At 66.6% G+C, this 20,623-nt stretch carries 20 protein-coding genes; 13 read left to right on the forward strand and 7 right to left on the reverse strand.

Annotation, left to right across the window (positions count from 1 at the left end; genetic code table 11):
• Positions 1-18: 18 nt before the first annotated feature.
• The 3 genes from K9B35_RS02150 to aspS all read right to left on the reverse strand — a co-directional run bounded on the left by K9B35_RS02150 (position 19) and on the right by aspS (position 4,163).
• Complete coding sequence (locus tag K9B35_RS02150; RefSeq protein ID WP_224920157.1) at positions 19-1,410, reverse strand: L-serine ammonia-lyase; 1,392 nt, start codon at positions 1,408-1,410, stop codon at positions 19-21.
• A 66-nt stretch (positions 1,411-1,476) separates the two neighbouring features.
• The gene (locus K9B35_RS02155; RefSeq protein ID WP_224920158.1) at positions 1,477-2,250 is read right to left on the reverse strand and encodes a polyphosphate kinase 2 family protein; all 774 of its coding nucleotides are present in this window, start codon (positions 2,248-2,250) and stop codon (positions 1,477-1,479) included.
• Between the two features lie 113 nt (positions 2,251-2,363).
• Complete coding sequence (gene aspS, locus K9B35_RS02160) at positions 2,364-4,163, reverse strand: aspartate--tRNA ligase (protein ID WP_224920159.1); 1,800 nt, start codon at positions 4,161-4,163, stop codon at positions 2,364-2,366.
• Positions 4,164-4,279: 116 nt separating this feature from the next.
• Here aspS and rnd point away from each other — a divergent pair, with 116 nt between their 5' ends.
• Together rnd and K9B35_RS02170 are read left to right on the forward strand one after the other, a co-directional pair.
• Entirely contained in the window at positions 4,280-5,458 is a 1,179-nt protein-coding gene (gene rnd, locus K9B35_RS02165; RefSeq protein ID WP_224920160.1) for a ribonuclease D, read from the forward strand.
• Positions 5,455-5,742: an I78 family peptidase inhibitor gene (locus tag K9B35_RS02170; protein ID WP_224920161.1), complete on the forward strand. Its 288-nt coding sequence runs from the start codon at positions 5,455-5,457 to the stop codon at positions 5,740-5,742. Before rnd ends, K9B35_RS02170 begins: the two co-directional genes overlap by 4 nt.
• 155 nt (positions 5,743-5,897) lie before the next feature.
• Here K9B35_RS02170 and K9B35_RS02175 read toward each other — a convergent pair whose 3' ends face one another.
• From K9B35_RS02175 to K9B35_RS02190, 4 genes are read right to left on the reverse strand one after another with little or no spacing between them, the layout of a single operon-like run.
• On the reverse strand, positions 5,898-7,409 hold the full coding sequence (locus K9B35_RS02175; protein ID WP_224920162.1) for a Ppx/GppA family phosphatase: 1,512 nt from the start codon (positions 7,407-7,409) through the stop codon (positions 5,898-5,900).
• Positions 7,406-9,595, reverse strand: a complete 2,190-nt coding sequence (locus tag K9B35_RS02180; RefSeq protein WP_224920163.1) for an RNA degradosome polyphosphate kinase — start codon at positions 9,593-9,595, stop codon at positions 7,406-7,408. The genes K9B35_RS02175 and K9B35_RS02180 overlap by 4 nt, the downstream gene beginning before the upstream one ends.
• A gap of 11 nt (positions 9,596-9,606) precedes the next feature.
• Complete coding sequence (locus K9B35_RS02185; protein WP_224920164.1) at positions 9,607-10,230, reverse strand: DnaA ATPase domain-containing protein; 624 nt, start codon at positions 10,228-10,230, stop codon at positions 9,607-9,609.
• The gene (locus K9B35_RS02190; RefSeq protein ID WP_224920165.1) at positions 10,227-11,504 is read right to left on the reverse strand and encodes a heavy-metal-associated domain-containing protein; all 1,278 of its coding nucleotides are present in this window, start codon (positions 11,502-11,504) and stop codon (positions 10,227-10,229) included. Before K9B35_RS02190 ends, K9B35_RS02185 begins: the two co-directional genes overlap by 4 nt.
• A gap of 62 nt (positions 11,505-11,566) precedes the next feature.
• On the opposite strand from K9B35_RS02190, the gene purM reads away from it, so the two are divergent.
• From purM to K9B35_RS02245, 11 genes are all read left to right on the forward strand, one after another.
• Positions 11,567-12,661, forward strand: coding sequence for a phosphoribosylformylglycinamidine cyclo-ligase (gene purM / locus K9B35_RS02195; RefSeq protein WP_224920166.1), 1,095 nt, complete (start codon positions 11,567-11,569; stop codon positions 12,659-12,661).
• 75 nt (positions 12,662-12,736) lie between these two features.
• Positions 12,737-13,258: a phosphoribosylglycinamide formyltransferase gene (purN, locus tag K9B35_RS02200; protein WP_263622268.1), complete on the forward strand. Its 522-nt coding sequence runs from the start codon at positions 12,737-12,739 to the stop codon at positions 13,256-13,258.
• A complete protein-coding gene (locus K9B35_RS02205) occupies positions 13,255-13,632 on the forward strand; it encodes an MmcQ/YjbR family DNA-binding protein (RefSeq protein ID WP_224920168.1) in 378 nt (125 codons plus the stop codon). Before purN ends, K9B35_RS02205 begins: the two co-directional genes overlap by 4 nt.
• A 95-nt stretch (positions 13,633-13,727) precedes the next feature.
• Complete coding sequence (locus tag K9B35_RS02210) at positions 13,728-13,928, forward strand: hypothetical protein (protein ID WP_224920169.1); 201 nt, start codon at positions 13,728-13,730, stop codon at positions 13,926-13,928.
• 43 nt (positions 13,929-13,971) lie between these two features.
• The gene (locus K9B35_RS02215; RefSeq protein ID WP_224920170.1) at positions 13,972-14,667 is read left to right on the forward strand and encodes an endonuclease/exonuclease/phosphatase family protein; all 696 of its coding nucleotides are present in this window, start codon (positions 13,972-13,974) and stop codon (positions 14,665-14,667) included.
• A gap of 2 nt (positions 14,668-14,669) precedes the next feature.
• Positions 14,670-16,964 carry a patatin-like protein gene (locus K9B35_RS02220; protein WP_224920171.1) on the forward strand — a complete coding sequence of 765 codons (2,295 nt, stop codon included), beginning with the start codon at positions 14,670-14,672 and terminating at the stop codon, positions 16,962-16,964.
• Between the two features lie 63 nt (positions 16,965-17,027).
• The gene (locus K9B35_RS02225; RefSeq protein ID WP_224920172.1) at positions 17,028-17,375 is read left to right on the forward strand and encodes a hypothetical protein; all 348 of its coding nucleotides are present in this window, start codon (positions 17,028-17,030) and stop codon (positions 17,373-17,375) included.
• Complete coding sequence (gene pyrF / locus K9B35_RS02230; RefSeq protein WP_224920173.1) at positions 17,372-18,043, forward strand: orotidine-5'-phosphate decarboxylase; 672 nt, start codon at positions 17,372-17,374, stop codon at positions 18,041-18,043. Before K9B35_RS02225 ends, pyrF begins: the two co-directional genes overlap by 4 nt.
• Positions 18,044-18,052: 9 nt before the next feature.
• Positions 18,053-18,352 (forward strand): hypothetical protein, encoded by a 300-nt coding sequence (locus K9B35_RS02235; protein ID WP_224920174.1) that lies wholly within the window; start codon positions 18,053-18,055, stop codon positions 18,350-18,352.
• Between the two features lie 55 nt (positions 18,353-18,407).
• Positions 18,408-18,926 carry a GNAT family N-acetyltransferase gene (locus tag K9B35_RS02240; protein WP_224920175.1) on the forward strand — a complete coding sequence of 173 codons (519 nt, stop codon included), beginning with the start codon at positions 18,408-18,410 and terminating at the stop codon, positions 18,924-18,926.
• A 56-nt stretch (positions 18,927-18,982) separates the two neighbouring features.
• Complete coding sequence (locus tag K9B35_RS02245) at positions 18,983-20,545, forward strand: leucyl aminopeptidase family protein (RefSeq protein ID WP_224920176.1); 1,563 nt, start codon at positions 18,983-18,985, stop codon at positions 20,543-20,545.
• Positions 20,546-20,623: the final 78 nt, after the last annotated feature.

Below are 20,623 nucleotides of genomic sequence, written 5' to 3' on the forward strand. Positions count from 1 at the left end.
AGCCTAGCAGGTGGGGGATCAACAGGCGACGACGTTGACCGCCAGCCCGCCCTGCGCCGTTTCCTTGTACTTGGACCGCATGTCCTCGCCGGTCTGGCGCATCGTTTCGATCACCGCGTCCAGGCTTACGATATGGCTGCCATCGCCGTGCATCGCGAGATAGGCGGCGTTGATCGCCTTGATCGCGCCCATCGTGTTGCGTTCGATGCACGGGATCTGCACCAGCCCGCCGATCGGGTCGCAGGTGAGGCCGAGGTTATGCTCCATCCCGATCTCGGCGGCATTCTCGATCTGCGCATTGGTCGCACCCAGCGCCGCCGCCAGCCCCGCTGCCGCCATCGAACAGGCGACGCCGACCTCGCCCTGACACCCCATCTCTGCGGCACTGATCGACGCGCGCTTCTTGTACAGAAACCCGATCGCAGCCGCAGTGAGCAGGAAGGTACGCGATCCCGCCGGGGTCGGGCTGGCGCAGAAGGTTTCGTAATAGCGCAGCACAGCCGGGATCACCCCCGCCGCACCATTGGTGGGCGCGGTGACAACGCGGCCGCCCGCAGCATTCTCCTCATTCACCGCCAGCGCCCACAGGCTGACCCAGTCGAACACCAATGACGGGTCCGATCGCGGCCCGCGTGCCATCAGCCGGGCGTGCAGGTCGCGTGCCCGGCGCTTGACCTTCAGCCCGCCGGGCAATTCGCCTTCGCCCCGCATCCCGCGTTCGATACAGGCCGACATCGCGCCCCGCAGCGAATCGATAAAAGCATCAGTCTCCGCATCGTCGCGCCACGCAGCTTCGTTCGCGCGCACGATGTCGGCGATGCTCTTGCCCTGCGCCTCGCCCACCGCGAGCAACTCCGCGCCCGATGAAAAGGCGAAGGGCAGCTTCACATTCGCCTGAGGCGGTTCGCACCCACCTTCGACCACCGCGCCGCCGCCGATCGAATACCAGAAGGTTTCATAGGGCTCGCCATCGCCATAATGCGCGACAAAGCGCATCCCGTTCGGATGTGCGGGCAGGAACCGGTCGCTGCAAAAGACAAGGTGCTTCCCCTCGATGAACGGTACCGGGACATGCCCGCCCAGCTTCAGCTGTGCCTCCGCGCGGATCGTTGCAACGACGGTCGGCACCGCATCGGGATCGACGCTCTCTGGCTGACAGCCCGCAAGGCCCAGCATCACCGCGACATCGGTCGCATGGCCCCTGCCGGTCAGCGCGAGCGATCCGAACAGCTCGCACGACACCGACACCGGCACGCCCCGGTCCAACGCCGCTTCGGCAAAGGCAAAGGCCGCGCGCATTGGGCCGACCGTATGCGAGGATGACGGCCCGATCCCGATGGTGAACAGGTCGGCGATGCCGATCGTTGCCTGCGCGCGGTCGTGCATTGCCGCGGATTGGGGGTCAGGCATCGCTCTCCGGGTCCATACGTAACTTTTGATACCGCCTAGAGCCGCAACACCGTGCCGTCCATCGCTTCAGTCGATCACACCCGCCTTGCGCGCCGCCGCTTCGACCGCCGGAGCGAGCGCGGGCGGGTCCATCGGTACGCGCGCCTCCAGCGCATCGGCGATTGCGGTCAGCGCGGCGATGCGTGCCGCCTTCTTGTCATTGCCGTCGATCACGATCCACGGCGCCGCTTCGGTGCTGGTCCGCGCGAACATCTCGTGCATCGCGTCCAGATAGTCCGCCCGCCGCGCGCGGTTGCGATAATCGTCGAGGCCGGTCTTCCACCGCTTCCACGGCGTCTCGATCCGCTCGCGCAAACGCTTGTCCTGCGTTTTCTGAGTCACATGAACGAAGATCTTGATCAGCGTCGCGCCGGTCTCTGCCTGCTGCGCCTCGAAGTCGTTGATCTCGGCATAGCCGCGCTTCCATTCGGCTTCGCTCGCAAAGCCCTCGACCCGCTCGACCAGCACCCGCCCATACCAGCTGCGGTCGAACACTGCGATATTGTGCTGCGCCGGCAGCCGCCGCCAGAAGCGCCACAGGAAATGGTGCGACAGCTCCTCCGGCGTCGGCGCGGAGATCGGCCAGACCTCGAAATAGCGCGGGTCCCAGTCAGCGGTCAGCCGCCGGATAATCCCGCCTTTCCCCGCCGCATCCCAGCCCTCAAACACGATGATCGCGCGTCGCTTATGGATGATGTGCGCAGTCTGGATATGACTCAGCCGCTCCTGCAGCGCGGTCAGGCGGTCGTGATAGTCGTCGACCTTGTCCCCGGACTCGTAATCCGAAAGGTCGATCTTCATTCTTCCCTCCCGTTTACGGGAGGGGTCTGGGGAGGGTCTGTCAAAATCGGGTGGAGCATGCCGCGAACATGCCCTCCCCCAGCCCCTCCCGCAAGCGGGAGGGGAGTTTCAGGTCAGCCCTTGTTGTCCATCGCTTGCGGCGCGAGGCGGATGTTCAGCTCCTTGAGCTGCTTCTCGCTCACCGCCGACGGCGCCTGCATCATCAGATCCTCCGCCTTCTGGTTCATCGGGAAGACGATGACCTCGCGGATGTTCGGCTGGTCGGCGAGCAGCATCACGATGCGATCGACGCCCGGGGCCGAGCCACCGTGCGGCGGCGCGCCGAACTTGAACGCGTTGATCATGCCCGCGAAATTGGTGTCCACGTCCTGCTGGCTGTACCCAGCGATCTCGAACGCCTTGTACATGATCTCCGGACGGTGGTTCCGGATCGCACCCGACGACAGCTCGATGCCGTTGCACACGATGTCATACTGCCATGCGAGGATATCGAGCGGATCCTTGGTCTCCAGCGCCTCCAGCTCGCCCTGCGGCATGCTGAACGGGTTGTGGCTGAAATCGACCTTCTTCGCGTCCTCGTCATATTCGAACATCGGGAAATCGACGATCCAGCAGAATTCGAAGCGGCTCTTGTCGATCAGCTCGAGGCTCTCGCCGACGCGGGTGCGCGCAAGGCCGGCGAGCTTGGCGGCCTGCGCCTCCTTGCCCGCGGCAAAGAAGATGCCGTCATCCGGGCCAAGGCCGAGTGCGTCGGCCATCGCCGACATCTTGTCTTCGCCATGGTTCTTGGCGATTGGGCCGCCCCATTCGCCGCCCTTGCGCGTCGCATAACCCAGGCCGGCAAAACCCTCGGACTGCGCCCACGCGTTCATATCGTCGAAGAATTTGCGGCTCTTGTCCGCAGTGCCCGGTGCCGGGATCGCGCGGACCACGTCGCCAGCTTCGACGATCGAGGCAAAGCGCCCGAAACCAGAGCCTTCGAAATGCGTGCTGACATCGGAAATCAGGATCGGGTTGCGCAGGTCGGGCTTGTCGTTGCCGTATTTCAGCATCGATTCGCGGTAGGGGATGCGCTTGAACGGCAGCGGGCTGACCGTGCGGCCCTTGCCCTGCCAATTCGCGAACTCCTCGAACACGCCATGCAGAACCGGTTCGATCGCCGCGAACACGTCGTCCTGCGTGACATAGCTCATCTCGAAATCGAGCTGATAGAACTCGCCCGGGCTACGGTCGGCGCGCGCATCCTCGTCGCGGAAGCACGGCGCGATCTGGAAATAGCGGTCGAAGCCCGCAACCATCAGCAGCTGCTTGAACATCTGCGGCGCCTGCGGAAGCGCGTAGAATTTGCCCGGATGCACGCGGCTCGGCACCAGATAATCGCGCGCGCCCTCGGGGCTGCTCGCGGTCAGGATCGGTGTCTGGAACTCGGTGAAGCCCTGATCAATCATCCGCTTGCGCAGGCTCGCGATGACATGGCTGCGCAGCATGATGTTTGCATGCAGTCCCTCGCGGCGCAGGTCGAGGAAGCGGTAACGAAGCCGCGTTTCCTCAGGATAATCCGCCTCACCGAACACCGGCATCGGCAGTTCCTGCGCGTGGCTCTGAACCGTCACGCCCTTGGCGAACACCTCGATCGCGCCGGTGGCGAGGTTGGCGTTGACCGTCGCCTCGCTGCGCGCCTTGACCACGCCGTCGATCGTCACAACGGATTCGACGCGGAGGCCTTCAAGCACCGCCAATGCAGGCGAGTCGCTGTCGGCAACGATCTGCGTCACGCCATAATGGTCGCGCAGATCGACGAAGAGCACGCCGCCATGGTCGCGCTTGCGATGAATCCAGCCCGACAGCCGGACGGTCTCACCGACCTGATCGGCGGTCAGCTTGCCGCAATTGTGCGTGCGATAGACGTGCATCGGTTGGTCTCTTCTCAAGTGGCAGGCGCGCGGTCGGCGCGTAAAAATATCAGGCCGCGCGCATCCTTCTCACACGCCCCTTTGTCAACCCGCGCGGGCGCGGCTATGGGCCTGCGATGCATATTCACGGCCTGATTCAAGACTCGGCGACGCTCGCCAACCTCTGCACCCGCCTCGCGCAGCAACCGTTCATCACGGTGGATACCGAGTTCATGCGGGAAAACACCTTCTACCCCGAGCTGTGCCTGATCCAGATCGCGGACACGAACGAGGCGGCGGCGATCGATCCGATGGCACCGGGGCTCGACCTGACCCCCTTGCTCGAGCTGCTCGTGAACAATGAGGATGTGCTCAAGGTTTTCCACGCCGGCGGGCAGGATCTTGAGATCGTCTATAACCTGACCGGCAAGACCCCCTACCCTCTGTTCGACACCCAGATCGCGGCGATGGCGCTGGGTCAGGGCGAGCAGATCGGTTATTCCAACCTGGTTGAAACCTATCTCGGCATCACGGTCGACAAGGGCGCACGCTTTACCGACTGGTCGCGCCGTCCGCTCGACAAGCGCCAGATCGATTACGCGATCTGCGACGTGACCTACCTCTCCGAAATCTTCCCCAAGATGCTGGCGAAGCTCAAAAAGACCGGCCGTGGCGACTGGCTGGACGAGGAGATGGAGCGGATCGGCGATCCCGAAAACTATCGCAGCGACCCGGAAAAGGCGTGGCAGCGCATCCGCATCTCCAGCCGCAAGCCCGAAGTGCTGGGTCGCCTCAAGGCGCTGGCGGCATGGCGCGAGCGTGAGGCACAGGGCAAGGACCTGCCGCGCGGGCGCATCGTCAAGGACGAGACGATCGCCGATCTCGCCGGGAATCCCCCGCGCAAACAGGCCGACCTGACCAAGGTGCGCGGCCTTTCCGCAACCTGGGGCGGCAACGATATCGGCGGGCGCCTGATGGCCGCGCTCGAGAATGCCGAGCCGATGTCGGCCGAGGAAATGCCCCCGCGCGATGACCGCAAGCTCCCGCTCGGCAAGGAAGGCGCACTGGTCGCCGACCTGCTCAAGCTGCTGCTCAAAATCCGCTCGCGCGACATCAACGTCGCCTCGCGCCTGCTCGCCCGCTCCGACGATCTCGAGGCGCTTGCCGCGGGTCAGCGCGAAGGGCTGTCGATCCTGCGCGGCTGGCGCTTCGAACAATTCGGCCGCGACGCGCTCGCGCTGGTCGAGGGTCAGCTTGGGTTCACCGTGCGCAATGGTAAGCTCAAGATGACGCGTACCGAGGAGCCGAACCCATGAAAGCCGTTGCCCTGATCGCCCTGCCGCTGAGCCTAGCCGCGTGTAGCTATGAGCGGCCTGCGCCCGGCACCGGCGGCATCCGCGAATGTAATGCCGACCGCGTCCAGCCTCTGGTGGGTCGCGAGGCCAAGCCGCAGGTGATCGAGCGCGCCAAGCAGCGCTCGGGTGCGCGGACCGTGCGGGTGATCAAGCCCGGTATGGCGGTGACGATGGACTATCGGTCCGACCGCCTGAATGTTGAGCTGGACGACGTGGACACGATCAAGGCGCTGCGCTGCGGGTGAACCCAGCCAGCTAACAACCCCGTTTGCCCTGAGCCTGTCGAAGGGCCGCAAGCCACACAGCGGTCGGGAACGGCCCTTCGACAAGCTCAGGGCAAACGGAGGTTCAGGCATTTTGCCCGTCTTTGAAGTCGTCGAATCTCCGACAAGCGGAGAGCCTAAGCCCCCACCTCTACACTCGCCGTCAGCCCCAGCGCCCCGGCAAGCGCGCGGTGGCGCTTCTCGACCGCTTCGCCATAGAGCGCCGCGTCGTCCTCGCGCAGATAGAGCTGGAGCATCTCGCCCTCGACCGCGACGCGCGATCGGCGCAGCGGCCCGGCGACGCCGCCCGACAGCCGCTGTCCCAGCCGCATCGCCAGCCCCCACAGCCGCGCGCGTTCCAGCGCCTCGGGCGGGGCAAGCTGCCCCACCGGCGCAGGTGATTCGAGTCCGCCGCCGAGTGAGGTGAACAGCGCCTGGGCGAGCAAGGCCCGCCCGCGCGCATCGATCCCGACCCAATTGCCGTGCAGCGCGATTTCCATCCCGCGCTCGGCACGAAATTCCGGGTTCGCGCGCCAGCCCACATCGGCGAGCAGGCAGGCAGCATGCCGCAGTCGGGTCAGCGAATCATCCTCGTCGCCGAACAGCGGCGCGATCCAGGCGTCGAGCAAATCGCCATGCTCAGGGAACCGCCCCGACCGCCGCGCCTCGTCGCGTGTCGCCACGATCAGCGGGTCTGCGCGCCGCTCCTCCATGCTCAGTTCGCCGTAAAGCAGCCCTTCGCGCAGGCCGAATGCAGACGCGACCGTCTCGCTGCTGCCCAGATGCTTGATCAACGCGCCAAGCAATGCGGCAGCGTTCTCCAGCGTCGCGACGCGGCCAGAGGAGAGGTTCGGCACCGATCGAATGCGGCTCTTGCCCATTTGCGCGATCGTTCGCTGCAACCGGGTGATGGTCGACGCGGGCATCGCATATTCGTGGATGACCGGCAGCGGATAGCCGGTCAGATGCATGTCAAGCCGCGCCAGCGCGCGCCACGATCCACCGACAAGGAAGAAGGGCAGCCCCTCCCCGCGCCGACTCCACCCGGCCTGCTCCAACAGCTTGGCCACCGTCTTGTCGAGCGTCCCCTTACCCTGCGACCGGATCGCTTCGAGCCGCAGCACGCCGAGCGGGAAGGAGACGCGATCGGTCACGGTACCGGCGACGACGCGGACCAGTTCGAGCGATCCGCCACCCAGATCGCCGACGATCCCGTCGGCATCGGGAATGCCCGACAACACACCATAGCCGGCGGCCAGTGCCTCGGCCTCGCCCGAGAGCAATTCGACCTTCAGGCCGAGCGCACGGGCGATGTCGAGCAAGCGCGCGCCATTGCTGGCATCGCGCACCGCTGCGGTCGCGACGGTGCGGAGCGAATCAACCTCCATCTCGCGCGCCAGGCTGGAGAAGCGCGCCAGCGCGGTCGTCGCCAGCACCAGCGCGTCCTCCGCGATTGCCCCGGTCGCGGCAAGCGAACGGCCAAGGCCCGCCATTACCTTTTCGTTGAACAGGATCGCGGGAAGGCGCGCCGACCCGTCATAGACAACCAGACGGATCGAGTTCGACCCAATGTCGATGATCGCGGTACGCTGTGCCAGTGGCACCGCCTGCGTGCGCGGCTTGCGTTGCGCGAGCGAGGTTACGCTCACGCCCCCCGCTCCGCGCGCCAGCGGCGCAGCGACAGCTTGGGCACCGCCTCACTCGACTCAAGCGCAGCGCCGCGACCGGACAGCGACGGGTTGGTCATGAAATAGCGATGGAGGTTGAACGGCTTGGTGCCGGGATCGTCACGGACATAGCGGCCATCGGGCTGCAGCTCCCAGCTTTGTTCGGAGTCGATCAGGTTTGCGACCATCACCTGGTCAAGCACCTGATCGTGCACCGTGGTGTTGATGATCGGAAGCATGAACTCCACGCGCCGGTCGAAGTTGCGCGGCATCCAGTCGGCTGACGAGATATACAGCTGCGCGCCGTCATTGGGCAGCGCCTTGCCGTTGCCAAATGCCCAGATGCGGCTGTGCTCCAGGAAGCGCCCGACGACCGACTTGACGCGGATATGCTCGGACATGCCCGGCATGCCGGGGCGGAGGCAGCAAATGCCGCGGATGATCAGGTCGATCTGGACCCCCGCATTGCTCGCCTCATACAGCTTTTCGATCATCACCGGATCGACCAGGCTGTTCATCTTTGCCCAGATCGCCGCCGGCTTGCCCGCCAGCGCGTTGGCAATCTCCTGATCCGCCAGTTCGATCAGCCGCTCGCGCAGATGGCGGGGCGACACCGACATCAGCTCCAGCCCCTGCGGCTCGACATAGCCGGTGACGTAGTTGAAGATCTTCGCAGCATCGCGCCCGACCCGGGGATCGGCGGTGAAGAAGCTCAAATCGGTGTAGATGCGCGCAGTGACCGGGTGGTAATTGCCGGTCCCGAAATGGCAGTAGGTGCGGAACTCGTCGCCCTCGCGCCGCACCACCATCGATACCTTGGCGTGGGTCTTCCAGTTGGTGAAGCCGTAGATGACCTGCACGCCCGCGCGTTCGAGCGCGCTGGCCCAGAGCAGATTCTGCTCCTCATCGAACCGCGCCTTGATCTCGACCACTGCGGTCACCGACTTGCCGGCTTCCGCCGCGGCGATCAGCGCCTGAATTACCGCCGACTGCTTGCCCGCGCGATACAGCGTCTGCTTGATCGCGATCACATCGGGGTCGCTGGCGGCTTGCTTAAGGAAGGCGAGCACCACGTCGAACGATTCATAGGGGTGGTGGACGACGATGTCCTTGGCCTTGATCGCCGCAAAACAATCGCCGTCATATTCGCGGATCCGCTCCGGAAAGCGCGCGACAAAGGGCGGGAATTTCAGGTCGGGGCGGTCCTCGTCAACGATCAGCGCCAGGTCGCCATTGCCTAGGAACCCGCCGGTCTCGGTCAGCAACGCCTCGCTGCCGCCCAGTTCCTCCTTCAACACTGCTTCGAGGCCGGGGTCGATCCCCTCCTCCATCTCGAGCCGGATCACGCGGCCACGGCGGCGGCGCTTGATCGCGGTGCGGAAGTAGAGGACGAGATCCTCGGCTTCTTCCTCCAGCTCGATATCGCTGTCGCGCAGCACGCGGAAGGTGGCGGACTTGCGGTTCTCGAACCCGGGAAACAGGATCGGCGCGAACCGCTTCACCAACGTCTCGACCGCGATGTAGCGCGCGGTTTCGCCCGGCACGCGCACGAAACGCGGGGTCGCCGCCGGCAACAGCACCAGCTCGCGCACCGCCTCCTTGTCGCTGTTGCGGACAAGGTCGAAGATGATGCTCAGCCCCTTGTTCGGGATGAACGGGAACGGATGCGACGGGTCGAGCGCCTGCGGGGTCAGGATCGGAAATATCTGAAGGCGGAAATGCTCTTCGAGCCAGGTCGCGGTGTCGCCCGTCACCTCTTCGGCGTCGAGCACCTCGATCCCCCGCCCGATCAGCTCCGCGCGGATGTCCTGCCACACCGCCTGCTGGCTATCGACCAGATCGGCGGCGTCGGACACGATCGCCGCCAGCTGTTGCGCCGGGGTCAGGCCATCGGTGGAATGCGCCTCCACCTCCTGCATCTGCTGCCCCTTGAGCCCGGCGACGCGGACCATGAAGAATTCGTCGAGGTTGGAGCCCGAGATCGACAGGAACCGCAACCGTTCGAGCAGCGGATGCGCGGTGTTGCGCGCCTCTTCCATCACGCGGCGGTTGAACGCCAGCCACGACAGCTCACGGTTGAAATAGCGCGCGTCGGCAGATGTCGCTGCGGACGGGACCTCGCCCCCCTCTGCTCGGGTCAGATCGGCTGTGGTGCGCGGGCGGGTCATCGGGCCTCGTTTCAGGATTGGGCGTCAGGCTCGCGGAGCAGCCCCGCCGCAGTCAATGTGGCGCGCGCCGTCGGAATCGACAAGCGCCGGTTGCCGCGGCGGCTCGCATCTTCCTCCAGCGCTTCGGCGGTGCGCAGGATCGCGAGGTGCGTCCGTTCGATCCGCCGCAGGATCCACGCCACTATATCAGGCTGGGCGACAAGTTCGTGACGGTCGATCAATTGCGCCAGCAGATCATGCGCGAGCGCATCGTCAGGGGCCTCGATCCGCGCGATCACGCTGGCGCCCAGCCGGGAGCGCAGGTCGGGCAGCCGCACCGCCCAGCCCGGCGGCGCGCGATCGGCGACCAGAAACAGCGGCCGGTGTTCTGCCTGCGCCGTATTCCAGGCGTGGAACAGCGCCACTTCGTCCGCGCGATCGGCATCATCGATCATCGTGCCGCCACTGCGCGCGACCATCGTCCGCGCCAGCAGGCTGCGGCCCGACTTGCGCGGGCCGACGATGATCCCGGTCATCACCGGCCAGGTCGCCCAGCGTTCGAGCAGTTGCACCGCCTGGGCATTCGACTCGCCGATCAGGAACCTGTCCTCGCGCGCACCGGCTGGCCGGGCGAGCGGCAGGGAAAGCTGGTTCATTCGCTGATGCTGTTCCCCGTTTCGGGGATTGGCGCGGATGGTTGCGCGGGTGCGGGCGATGCACCGCCACGGCGGATACGCAGCACGCCCGCGCCTTCCTGAACCTGCCAGCCGCGCGCTTCCAGCGCCGCGCGCAGCGAGGACTGGCTGCCGTCATAGGTCACACGCATCAGCGACACGCCGCCAAGCGCCGTGCTGGTCGTGGTCGCCGAGCTGACGCCCGGAACCACGCGCAGCGACGCTTCCGCGCCGGTCAGCGCGCCAACGGTCGGCGTATCGAACTGGATGGTGATCACCGCTCCGGTCGCGACCGCGGGAGTCTCGCCGGTGTCGATCAGGTCTTCCTCGCCCGTCTCTTCGAGCGGGACTTCGGGGCGCGGCGGCTCGGTCACCAGCAAGCGGTCGGGCTTGAGGATGCCGGCACGCAGCGCGTCCTGATACGCCTTGTCGATCCGCGCGATGCCGGCGTCGATCAGCGCGGGGATCGCGTTGCCGTCATTCACGCGCAGCACGAATTGCGCGAGCTGGCGGTTGTCCGGGCCATGGCCCGCCGTGAAAATCCCGGTAACCGGCCCGCCCGGATAGCTGCGGCGCAGCTCGACCGTCGGGACCAGAATATCGGTCGCGCCATATTGATCGAGGATCGCGCGCCACCAGCCACGCCCGCGCCGCGCCACCTGTCCCGCGTTCATCAGCAGCCGGTCGGGACCGGCGCCGTTGGGGCGAACATAATCAATGCTGCTGTTGCCGGTGCGGAACCGCGCCCAGCCCTCGGCAAAGGCGCTGGTGCCCTCGAACACGCGATGCGTGCCGCCCGACACCTGTACCGGCACGAGCAGCATCGGCGGCGAGCGCATCAGCGTGCCACCGACTCCCAAAATCGAAGCGGCGCGGTTGCGGTCGAACAACACGCCGAGCCGCGCGACATAGCGGTTGGGGCCGATCTGCTCATTTTCGACGACGATGCCGGTGACCAGCCCGTCGAGTGCCGAATCGGACAAGGTCGAGGGCGATCCGGTCAGCTGCCGCGCCAGCATCGACCAGCCTTTGCGCTGCGCCAGCCGCCAGCCGCCGAGCCGCGCGGCCTCCGCGCTCTTGCCGCGCACATCGACATCGACGCCGCTGACCTCGAAACTGCCCGAACTGTTGCCGGCATCCGCGCTGGCATCGGTCTTGACCGCGCCCTTGCCGGACTGCGCAACGGCGAATCCGGCCGACGCAAGCAGGGCTGCAATGCCGATTGCGGCGATGGCGGGTGAAGGACGAACTGACATTCCGCGCCCTTTTGGCGAAGAGGGCGTGGAAATCCAAGCGCGATGTGGCTAGGCGCAGCCACATGACCGATCCCGAGTCCTATACCTACGCCCAGGCGGGCGTTTCGATCGACGCCGGCAATGCGCTGGTCCGTGCCATCGCCCCGCTCGCCCGTTCCACCCGCCGTCCGGGTGCCGACGCCGATCTTGGCGGGTTCGGCGGCCTGTTCGACCTCAAGGCGGCGGGGTTCACCGATCCGCTGCTGGTCGCGGCGAATGACGGCGTGGGGACCAAGCTCAAGCTGGCGATCGACCATGAGTCGCATGACGGCGTCGGCATCGATCTGGTCGCGATGTGCGCCAACGATCTGGTGGTTCAAGGCGCCGAGCCGCTGTTCTTCCTCGACTATTTCGCGACCGGCAAGCTCGTGAACGGCGTCGCCGAGCGCGTGATCGCAGGCATCGCCCAGGGCTGCAAACAGGCCGGCTGCGCACTGATCGGCGGCGAAACCGCCGAAATGCCCGGCATGTACGCCGATGGCGACTATGACCTCGCCGGCTTCTGTGTGGGCGCGGTCGAGCGCGACCAGCTGCTCGACGGCAAGAAGATCGCGCCGGGCGACGTCATCCTCGGCCTCGGTTCGACCGGCGTCCATTCCAACGGCTATTCGCTCGTCCGCCGCCTTGCCGCGGACAAGGGGTGGAAGCTGAACCGCCCGGCGCTGTTCGACCCCGAAGTGATCCTGCTCGACGCGCTGATGGCGCCGACCCGCATCTATGTCCGCAGCCTGTTGCCGCAACTGCGCAAGGGCACCATCCACGGCCTCGCCCATATCACCGGCGGCGGCCTGCTCGAAAACATCCCGCGCGTCCTGCCCGAAGGCTGCCACGCGCGCGTCGATGCCGACAGCTGGACGCAGCCCCGGCTGATGGCGTTCCTGCAGGCGCAGGGAAATATCGAACCGCAGGAAATGGCACGCACCTTCAACTGCGGCATCGGCATGGTCGCCGTGGTCGCGGCGGATCAGGCGGATGCGGTCGCGGCGGAGCTCGAAGCGGCCGGCGAAACCGTCCACCGTATCGGCACGATCGAGGCCGGCCAGCGCGGCTGCACCGTTTCGGGCAGCGTCGAGACCTGGAGTGCCCGCGAAGCTTGGGAAGCGACGCATCATGCATAATCTCCCCTCCCGCTTGCGGGAGGGGAATGGGTGAAGCGCAAGCTTGGCATCCTGATCTCCGGTCGCGGCTCAAACATGCAGGCCTTGGTCGAAGGGTCGCGCCTGCCCGATAGCCCGTACAGCGTCGCCCTCGTCGCCTCCGACAAGCCGGAAGCCGCCGGCCTCATCTGGGCCGCAGAGCAAAGCATCCCAACCTTCGCCCAATCGCCCAAGGGCATGGCCAAGGCGGACTATGAAGCCGCGATCGACACAGCCCTCCGCACTGCGGGAGTCGAAGCCATCGCGCTCGCCGGTTACATGCGCCTCCTCTCCGACGATTTCGTCGCGCGTTGGCGGGGACGCATCGTCAACATCCACCCCTCGCTGCTGCCGCTCTACAAAGGCCTCGACACCCACCAGCGCGCGATCGAAGCGGGCGACAGCCATGGCGGCTGCTCGGTCCATATCGTGACCGAGGAGCTTGATGGCGGGGAAGTCCTTGGGCAGGCGCGCGTGCCGATCCTGCCCGGCGACACCCCCGACACGCTGGCTGAGCGGGTGCTGGCCGAGGAACACAAACTCTACCCCCGCATTGTTGCAGAGTGGCTGAGCCGATGACCCCTCAGGCGAGCGAAGCGCTGGACAAACTCCGCGCGATCGCACTCGCCCTGCCCGAGGCGAACGAGAAGATCTCGCACGGCATGCCTGCGGTTTTCATCACCAAAGGCAAGATGTTCGCCTATTTCTGGCACGCGCACCATGGCGACGATGTTACCGCTGCGATCGTCAAGACCAGCGGGCCGGAGGAACAGGCGATGCTGATCGAGATGGAGCCCGACCTCTATTACCGCCCGCCCTATTACGGTCCATCGGGCTGGGTCGGCATGCATCTCGACCGCCCCGACATCGACTGGGACCGGGTCGGCGATCGTGTCGCGATCAGCTGGGAGCTCGTCGCGCCGCGCCGGCTGCTCGAAGCTGGCGGACGCTGACCCAAAACGCGACAAAAGCCCCACGAATCCCGGGATATTTTGCCGAAACGGCGCGTTTGGCGCGGTTAACGTGAGTAACAGGGAAAGTCAGGGCGATGCACGGTCAGGGACGCGAACCACATCACAAGTCCGGCGTTGCCAGCGCGGAAGCGGGCCTCGTCCTGCTCGATGGCCCCGACGGGGTCGCCATTGCCATGACCCCCGACGCCGCCGACGCGACCGCACGCAGCCTGCAGGAGGCGGCCGCCGAAGCGCGTAACCAGCCGCCGATGGCCATTCCCCCGGTCACCTCCTGATCCTGCCCTTGCTTCGCGCCGCCGCGCCGCCCAAACAGGGCCGATGCTGAAAGTTGCCAGCTACAATATGCGCAAGGCGATCGGCACCGATCGTCGCCGGCGCCCCGAGCGCACGCTGGAAGTGCTGCGCGAGATCGATGCCGATGTCATCGCGCTGCAGGAATGCGACCGTCGCTTTGGCCAGCGCCAGGGGGTGATTTCGCCGCACATGCTCGACGAGCACAGCCCGTGGAAGGCAGTGTCGTTCGGTGTCCGCTCGGGATCGATGGGCTGGCACGGCAACGCAATTCTGGTGCGCAAAGAGGCGCAGGTGCTTGATTGCGAGATCATCCACCTGCCTGCGCTGGAACCGCGCGGCGCGGTGATGGCGGATCTGCGCATCGGCGGCGAAATGCTGCGCGTCGTCGGGATGCATCTCGATCTGTCGGGCCTGTGGCGGCGGCGTCAGGCGCATGCGATCCTGACCCATCTGGCGAGCAGCGAGCGCGCGATGCCGACCGTGATGATGGGCGACCTCAACGACTGGAGCGCGCAATCGGGGTGCCTGCGCGACTTCGGCAAGGATTTCGCCTTCGCCCCGACCGGTCGCTCGTTCCACGCGCGCCGCCCGATCGCGCGGCTCGACCGGATCATGGTGTCGGCGGACCTCAGCATCGGCGAGTGCGGGGTCAATGACAGCGCCGCGGCACGCACCGCATCCGATCACCTGCCCGTCTGGGCCGAAGTCCGGCGCGGCTGAGCGTGCAGGACAAGGAACTTCGCCTCGCGCTGGTCTGCTATGGCGGGATCAGCCTTGCGATCTACATGCACGGCATCACCAAGGAGATCTGGCACCTCGCCCGTGCCAGCCGTGCGCATCGCGATTTCGAACCCGCCGCCGGGGCGAGCGAGCGAGTCTATTACGCGCTGCTCGAATCGATCGGGGATGAGGCTGGCCTGAACCTGCGCGTCATGGTCGATATCGTCGCGGGGGCCAGTGCGGGTGGCATCAACGGCGTGTTCCTCGCTCAGGCAGTGACCAGCGGCCAGTCGCTCGACCCGCTCACGGACCTGTGGCTCGAAATCGCAGATGTCGAGGCGCTGCTTAACCCCGAGCATGGCCCGTCCCACCGCTTCGCCAAAATGTGGGCGATGCCGATCGCCTGGATGCTCGCTGGTCGCGATTCTTCGGTCAATGCGACCGTCGAGCCGGCTGCACGGGCCGAGGTGCGCGCCAAGCTCGAACGCTTCGTCCGCTCGCGCTGGTTCGAACCGCCCTTTGGCGGCAAGCAGTTGATGAACATGCTGCTCGACGCGCTGGAGGCGATGCGCGACGCGCCCGCCGGCCCGCGCCTGCTGCCTGAAGGACAGCCGCTCGACCTGTTCGTCACCGTCACCGATTTTCGCGGCCATCCCGAACGGCTGCGTCTGAACTCACCGCCCGAGGTGGTGGAGACCGAGCATCGGTTGGTCTTCTCATTCAGCGATCACGGTCAGGATGGCGACGCGCTCGGCCATGCTGCGGAGCTCGCCTTTGCCGCGCGCGCCACGTCCAGCTTCCCCGGCGCCTTCCCGCCCGCCACCGTCGCCGAAGTCGATGCGGTGCTGGCCGAACGCGGCACCGACTGGCCCGGCCGTGCGTCCTTCCTCGAACACGCGCTGCCGCGTCAGTTTGCTGCAGGCGTCGCCGATACTGCCCCGCTGATCGACGGCTCGGTGCTTGCCAACGCACCGTTCCGTCCCGCAATCGACGCGCTCCGCGAACGCCCGGCCCGGCGTCAGATCGATCGCCGGTTCGTGTTCATCGACCCAACGCCGGGCTATCGCATCGCCAGCCCCGGCCCCGGTCCGCAGGAAAGCCCCGGCTTTTTCCGCACCATCATCGGCGCGCTGTCCGAACTCCCCCGCCAGCAGCCGATTCGCGACAATCTCGAATCGCTCGACCAGCGCTCGGCGCAGATCGAGCGGATGCTGACGATCATCGAACGCATCCGGGCCGAGGTGGAGGGACAGGTCGAATCGCTCTTCGGCTACACGCTGTTTCTCGACTATCCGACGCCCAAGCGCCTCGCCGCGTGGCGCGCCCGCGCGCAACAGGCCGCCGCTTCCCGCGCCGGTTACGGCCACGCCGCCTATGGCCTGCTCAAGGTCGAGGGCGTTGCCGACCGCATCGCGACGCACCTCAACCAGATCGCCGACCTGCATGGTTCGGACCGCTGGCGGCGCATGCGCACCGCGATCGGCGCGGAGATCGTCCGGCGTGGCGCGGATGATTTCAGCACCAGCCACACCGCCTCGGCGAACCCCGCGACGCTCGACCTGCTGCGCGCGCATGATCTGGGCTTCCGCATCCGCCGCCTGCGCCTGCTCGCCCGCCGCGCGACCGAACTGGATCAGGACAATAGCCGCGCGGAGCTGGCGCCGATCCGCACTGCCATCTACGAATCGCTCGCCGGCTATCTCGAATGCCAGCGCTCCGACCCGTTCCTCGGCATGCGTGAGTCGATCCGCGCGACCGATTGCAGCGCCGCCGCGCTGATGGACGAACTCGCCGCGCGGATGGACCTGCGCACGCTCGATGACGAGACCGACGCGCGCCTCTCGGAAGGACTTAGTCAGCTACCCCGCGACCTGCGCCGCCCGATGCTGCTCGCCTATCTCGGCTTCCCGTTCTTCGACATCGCGACGCTGCCGCTGTTGCGGGGTGAGGGGCTCAATGAGTTCGATCCGATCCGCGTCGACCGCATCTCGCCCGACGATGCGACCGCGATCCGCAGCGGCGGTGCGCAGGCAACGCTCAAGGGCATTCAGTTCAACAATTTCGGCGCCTTCTTCAGCCGCGCCTATCGTGAGAACGACTATCTCTGGGGTCGCCTGCACGGTGCGGATCGGCTGGTCGATATCATCCTCTCGACCCTGCCCCCCGGCGCGCGTCTCGCGGCAGGACGCGTCGCGACGATCAAGCGCGAACTGTTCCTCGCCATCCTCGATGAGGAGGAACCCCGGCTCAAGGCCGTCCCCGGCCTGTTTGACCAGCTGCGCGCCGAAATCGGCTGAGGCTGGCCAAGCGGGCGGTCCGGGCCTAAGCTGCCCGCACATGCAATAGGGTGATCGCAGCGGATGCAGTTTCTGAAGGCTTTGTTCTGGTTCCTGATCCTGGGTCTCGCGGCCGCGTTTGCCGTGACCAACTGGCATCCGGTCGAGATCCATCTGTGGAGCGGCCTGATCGCAGATGTGAACCTCCCCTTCCTGCTGTTCGTCGTCTATCTCGGCGGGCTGTTGCCGATGCTGGCGATCTATCACACCGTGCGTTGGCGGATGCGCAGCCGGATCGCGATGCTGGAGCGGACGGTGGACGACCTGCGCCCCGCGCCTGCCGTCGTGCCTGCGCCGGTCGTGGCGAGCGATCCAGGCGATCTCGACACCCCACCCGAAACGCCCTCCGCACCGCCACTGGTCACGCCATGAGCCCGATCTACGTCGCCCTCGACACTCCGGACATCGAACGCGCCAAGGCGATCGCGACCCGCGTTCGCCACCATGTCGGCGGGATCAAGCTCGGCCTTGAGTTCTTCATGGCCAATGGCCGCCACGGCGTGCACGAGATGGCGGATATTGGCCTGCCGATCTTCCTCGACCTGAAATTCCACGACATTCCGAACACGGTTGGCAAGGCGGTACAGGCGCTCCGCCCGCTCGAACCCGCGATCATCACGGTCCACGCCTCGGGCGGCCGCGCGATGCTTGAGGATGCCAAGGCTGCTGCGCCCACGGGCACCAAGGTCGTCGCGGTGACGATGCTCACCAGCCTCGATGCCAATGACCTCACCTCGATCGGCCTGTCGCCCGACCCGCACGAACAGGTCGTCCGCCTCGCCGAACTCGCCAAATCGGCCGGCGTCGACGGCATCGTCTGCTCGGGCGAGGAAGTGAAAGCCGCGCACGCGGCGTGGAAAGACGGCTTCTTCGTCGTCCCCGGCGTCCGCCCGGCCAATGGCAGCAGCGGCGACCAGAAGCGCGTCGTCACCCCCCGCGCCGCACTCGACGCCGGTGCCTCGATCCTCGTCATCGGTCGCCCGATCACGCAGGCGGAAGACCCCGACCTCGCCGCGCGCGAGATCGAGGCGACGCTTTAAGGCGTCCGCTTGTTCGCGCTACTGTATCTGCCGGTGGCGTTTATTGCAGGCTTAGCCCTGTCATTTGTGCCCAACCGCGCACTGCGATTCACCCTTTTGGGAGTTTTGGCGGTTCTCCCGTTCGCGGAGTTGGCGCTCGGCTTGCTAGCGTCTGGCTGTGCTTTTTCCTCCAGTCCTGGCGACGGTTGCGGCCTGGCTTTGGTCATCGCGCCCTTCCTGGTGGTTTTCTATTTGCCAGCGTGGATGGCTCTCGCGTTTCTAGGCCTTGGCGCGGCTTGGCTGGTCCGAAGAATTCGCGGCGACCACTAGCCTTCCTCAACCCTTTCCTTGCAGCCGAAGAATTTGGGCGGCATTCGGCTGATCAATGCCCACCATCCGCCCCGCCACCGCCGCCGACCTCCCCCGCCTCCACCCCGTGGTCGAGCGCGCCTATCGCGGCGATTCCGCGCGACAGGGCTGGACGCATGAGGCCGATCTGCTCAGCAACACCCGCACCGATCTCGCCACGCTCGCCACGCTGGTTGATGGCGACAGCCGCCTGCTCATCGCACTCGACGGCGACACCATCCTCGGCTGCGTCAACATCGCCAGCCGGGGGGATAGCCTCGCCTATCTCGGCCTGCTCTGCGTCGATCCGGCGCTTCAGGCCGGCGGCATCGGCAAGCAGCTGATCGCCGCCGCCGAAGCCACCGCGCGCGAAACCCTCGCCGCCACCCGCATCGAGATGACGGTGATCGACCAGCGCGTCGAGCTGATCGCCTGGTATGAGCGCCACGGCTATACCCGCTCGGGCGAAACGCGCCCCTTCCCCGTTCCGATCGATCCCCCGCTGACCATGGCCGTGCTGACCAAGCCTTTGTTCGACCAACAGCAATTGCCCTGACCCGCCGGGGCGGTTACGGATGTGACGATATTACACAGTCGAGGGAGTTGATGCCGATGCGTGTCCTGTTGCTTGCCGCTACGATTCTAACCACCGCCCCGGCCCTCGCCCAGTCCGAGCGCGCGGCCATCGGCACCGGGGTCAGCGCCAGCGAACGGCAGAACAGCGCCGAACGCCCGCTCCGCTTCGCCACCACTGCACCCAGCAGCGGCGTCCTCGTGATCCCGATGGCAGGCGCCAGCGACCTCAGCCACGTCCCCACCGCCCTCCGCGCCGCCGTCACCAGCGCGGTCGAGACCGCCGCGTTCAAGGCAGCCGCCGACAAGACGCTCTCGCTCTATGGCGTCGGGGGCTATCACCGCATCGTGCTGATCGGCGTCCCGACGGGTCCGCTCGACTCCGCCGCGCTCGCCGATTTCGGCGGTCGCGCCGCACAGGAGACACGCGACAACCGCCAGCCGGTCGCGATCCTCGCCGGCGCGCTGGCCAGCGCCGCCACCGACCCCGCCGCGCATGTCGCGCTCGGTGCCAGCCTCGGCCAATATCGCTTCGACAAGCTCAAGAGCGGCGTCGATGCCCCCGCCGTTCAGCCGCTGACCATCGTCGCCCCGACCGGCGAAGCAACCTTCGCGCGCGACCACGCCGGTGTCGCCGATGGCGCGCGCATGGCCCGCGACCTGATCACCCTGCCCTCCAACGCCAAGACGCCCGACAGCTTCGTCGCCAGCGTCCGCGCCCAGTTCGCCGGCGTCCCCAATGTCCGCATCACCATCCTCGACGAAGCCGAGATGCGCCGCCGCAACATGGGGTCGATCCTGTCGGTCTCGGCCGGATCGCGGCACCCGGCGCGGATGATGATCGTCGAATATCGCGGCGCGGGCGACGCCGCACCGCTGGCGCTGGTGGGCAAGGGCATCACCTTCGACACCGGCGGCATCAGCCTGAAGCCCGGTGCCGGCATGCTGGAGATGAAGGGCGACATGGCGGGTGCCGCGGCAGTGATGGGCGGGGTCTATGCCGCTGCCAAGCGTGGGGCGAAAGCCAATGTCGTCGGCATCGCCGCGCTGGCGGAGAATATGCCCGGCGGCAACGCCTCGCGCCCAGGCGACGTGGTGCGCACGATGAATGGCCAGACGATCGAGATCATCAGCACCGACGCCGAGGGCCGCATGGTCCTCGCCGACGCCAATCAATATGCGATCGAGCGCTTCAAGCCCGCCGCCCTCGTCAACATCGCGACGCTGACCGGCGCAGTCATCACTGCGCTCGGCGACGATTATGCCGGCCTGTTCGCGCGTGACGAGGCGCTGGCCGCGCGCGTCCAGTCCGCAGCCACGGCATCGGGCGAATCGGTATGGCGGCTTCCGCTCCACCCCAGCTACGCCAAGGACATGGAATCGCCGATCGCCGATATCGCCAACGGCACCACCAAGTCCGGCCCCGGTGCGGGGCGCGGCGCGCATTTCATCGGGTTCCTGACGCCCCAGCCGACGCCGTGGGCGCATATCGACATGGCCGGGGTCGATGGCGCCGACGAATCGCTGCCGACCATGCCCAAGGGGGCGCGCGGCTATGGCGTCCGCCTGTTCGACGCGCTGGTCCGCGAATTCGAGAAATAAGAGCAGGATGCTTGGCGCGCGGTGGATGATGCCACCGCGCGCCAACTTCCGCTTGCCAAACCGTCAGCCGGGGCCGAT

The organism is Sphingomonas sp. R647 (assembly GCF_020177055.1).
In the GTDB taxonomy this organism is placed as follows: domain Bacteria; phylum Pseudomonadota; class Alphaproteobacteria; order Sphingomonadales; family Sphingomonadaceae; genus Sphingomonas.

What these genes read in the sequence shown, in the direction of transcription:
- K9B35_RS02185 (WP_224920164.1), bottom strand. Translation starts at nt 10,230, where the DNA reads ATGAACCAGCTTTCCCTGCCGCTCGCCCGGCCAGCCGGTGCGCGCGAG.
- K9B35_RS02245 (WP_224920176.1), top strand. Translation starts at nt 18,983, where the DNA reads ATGCGTGTCCTGTTGCTTGCCGCTACGATTCTAACCACCGCCCCGGCC.
- K9B35_RS02155 (WP_224920158.1), bottom strand. Translation starts at nt 2,250, where the DNA reads ATGAAGATCGACCTTTCGGATTACGAGTCCGGGGACAAGGTCGACGAC.
- K9B35_RS02205 (WP_224920168.1), top strand. Translation starts at nt 13,255, where the DNA reads ATGACCCCTCAGGCGAGCGAAGCGCTGGACAAACTCCGCGCGATCGCA.
- K9B35_RS02215 (WP_224920170.1), top strand. Translation starts at nt 13,972, where the DNA reads ATGCTGAAAGTTGCCAGCTACAATATGCGCAAGGCGATCGGCACCGAT.
- aspS (WP_224920159.1), bottom strand. Translation starts at nt 4,163, where the DNA reads ATGCACGTCTATCGCACGCACAATTGCGGCAAGCTGACCGCCGATCAG.
- purN (WP_263622268.1), top strand. Translation starts at nt 12,737, where the DNA reads ATGCAGGCCTTGGTCGAAGGGTCGCGCCTGCCCGATAGCCCGTACAGC.
- K9B35_RS02240 (WP_224920175.1), top strand. Translation starts at nt 18,408, where the DNA reads ATGCCCACCATCCGCCCCGCCACCGCCGCCGACCTCCCCCGCCTCCAC.
- K9B35_RS02150 (WP_224920157.1), bottom strand. Translation starts at nt 1,410, where the DNA reads ATGCCTGACCCCCAATCCGCGGCAATGCACGACCGCGCGCAGGCAACG.
- K9B35_RS02210 (WP_224920169.1), top strand. Translation starts at nt 13,728, where the DNA reads ATGCACGGTCAGGGACGCGAACCACATCACAAGTCCGGCGTTGCCAGC.
- K9B35_RS02180 (WP_224920163.1), bottom strand. Translation starts at nt 9,595, where the DNA reads ATGACCCGCCCGCGCACCACAGCCGATCTGACCCGAGCAGAGGGGGGC.
- pyrF (WP_224920173.1), top strand. Translation starts at nt 17,372, where the DNA reads ATGAGCCCGATCTACGTCGCCCTCGACACTCCGGACATCGAACGCGCC.
- K9B35_RS02225 (WP_224920172.1), top strand. Translation starts at nt 17,028, where the DNA reads ATGCAGTTTCTGAAGGCTTTGTTCTGGTTCCTGATCCTGGGTCTCGCG.
- purM (WP_224920166.1), top strand. Translation starts at nt 11,567, where the DNA reads ATGACCGATCCCGAGTCCTATACCTACGCCCAGGCGGGCGTTTCGATC.
- K9B35_RS02170 (WP_224920161.1), top strand. Translation starts at nt 5,455, where the DNA reads ATGAAAGCCGTTGCCCTGATCGCCCTGCCGCTGAGCCTAGCCGCGTGT.
- rnd (WP_224920160.1), top strand. Translation starts at nt 4,280, where the DNA reads ATGCATATTCACGGCCTGATTCAAGACTCGGCGACGCTCGCCAACCTC.
- K9B35_RS02190 (WP_224920165.1), bottom strand. Translation starts at nt 11,504, where the DNA reads ATGTCAGTTCGTCCTTCACCCGCCATCGCCGCAATCGGCATTGCAGCC.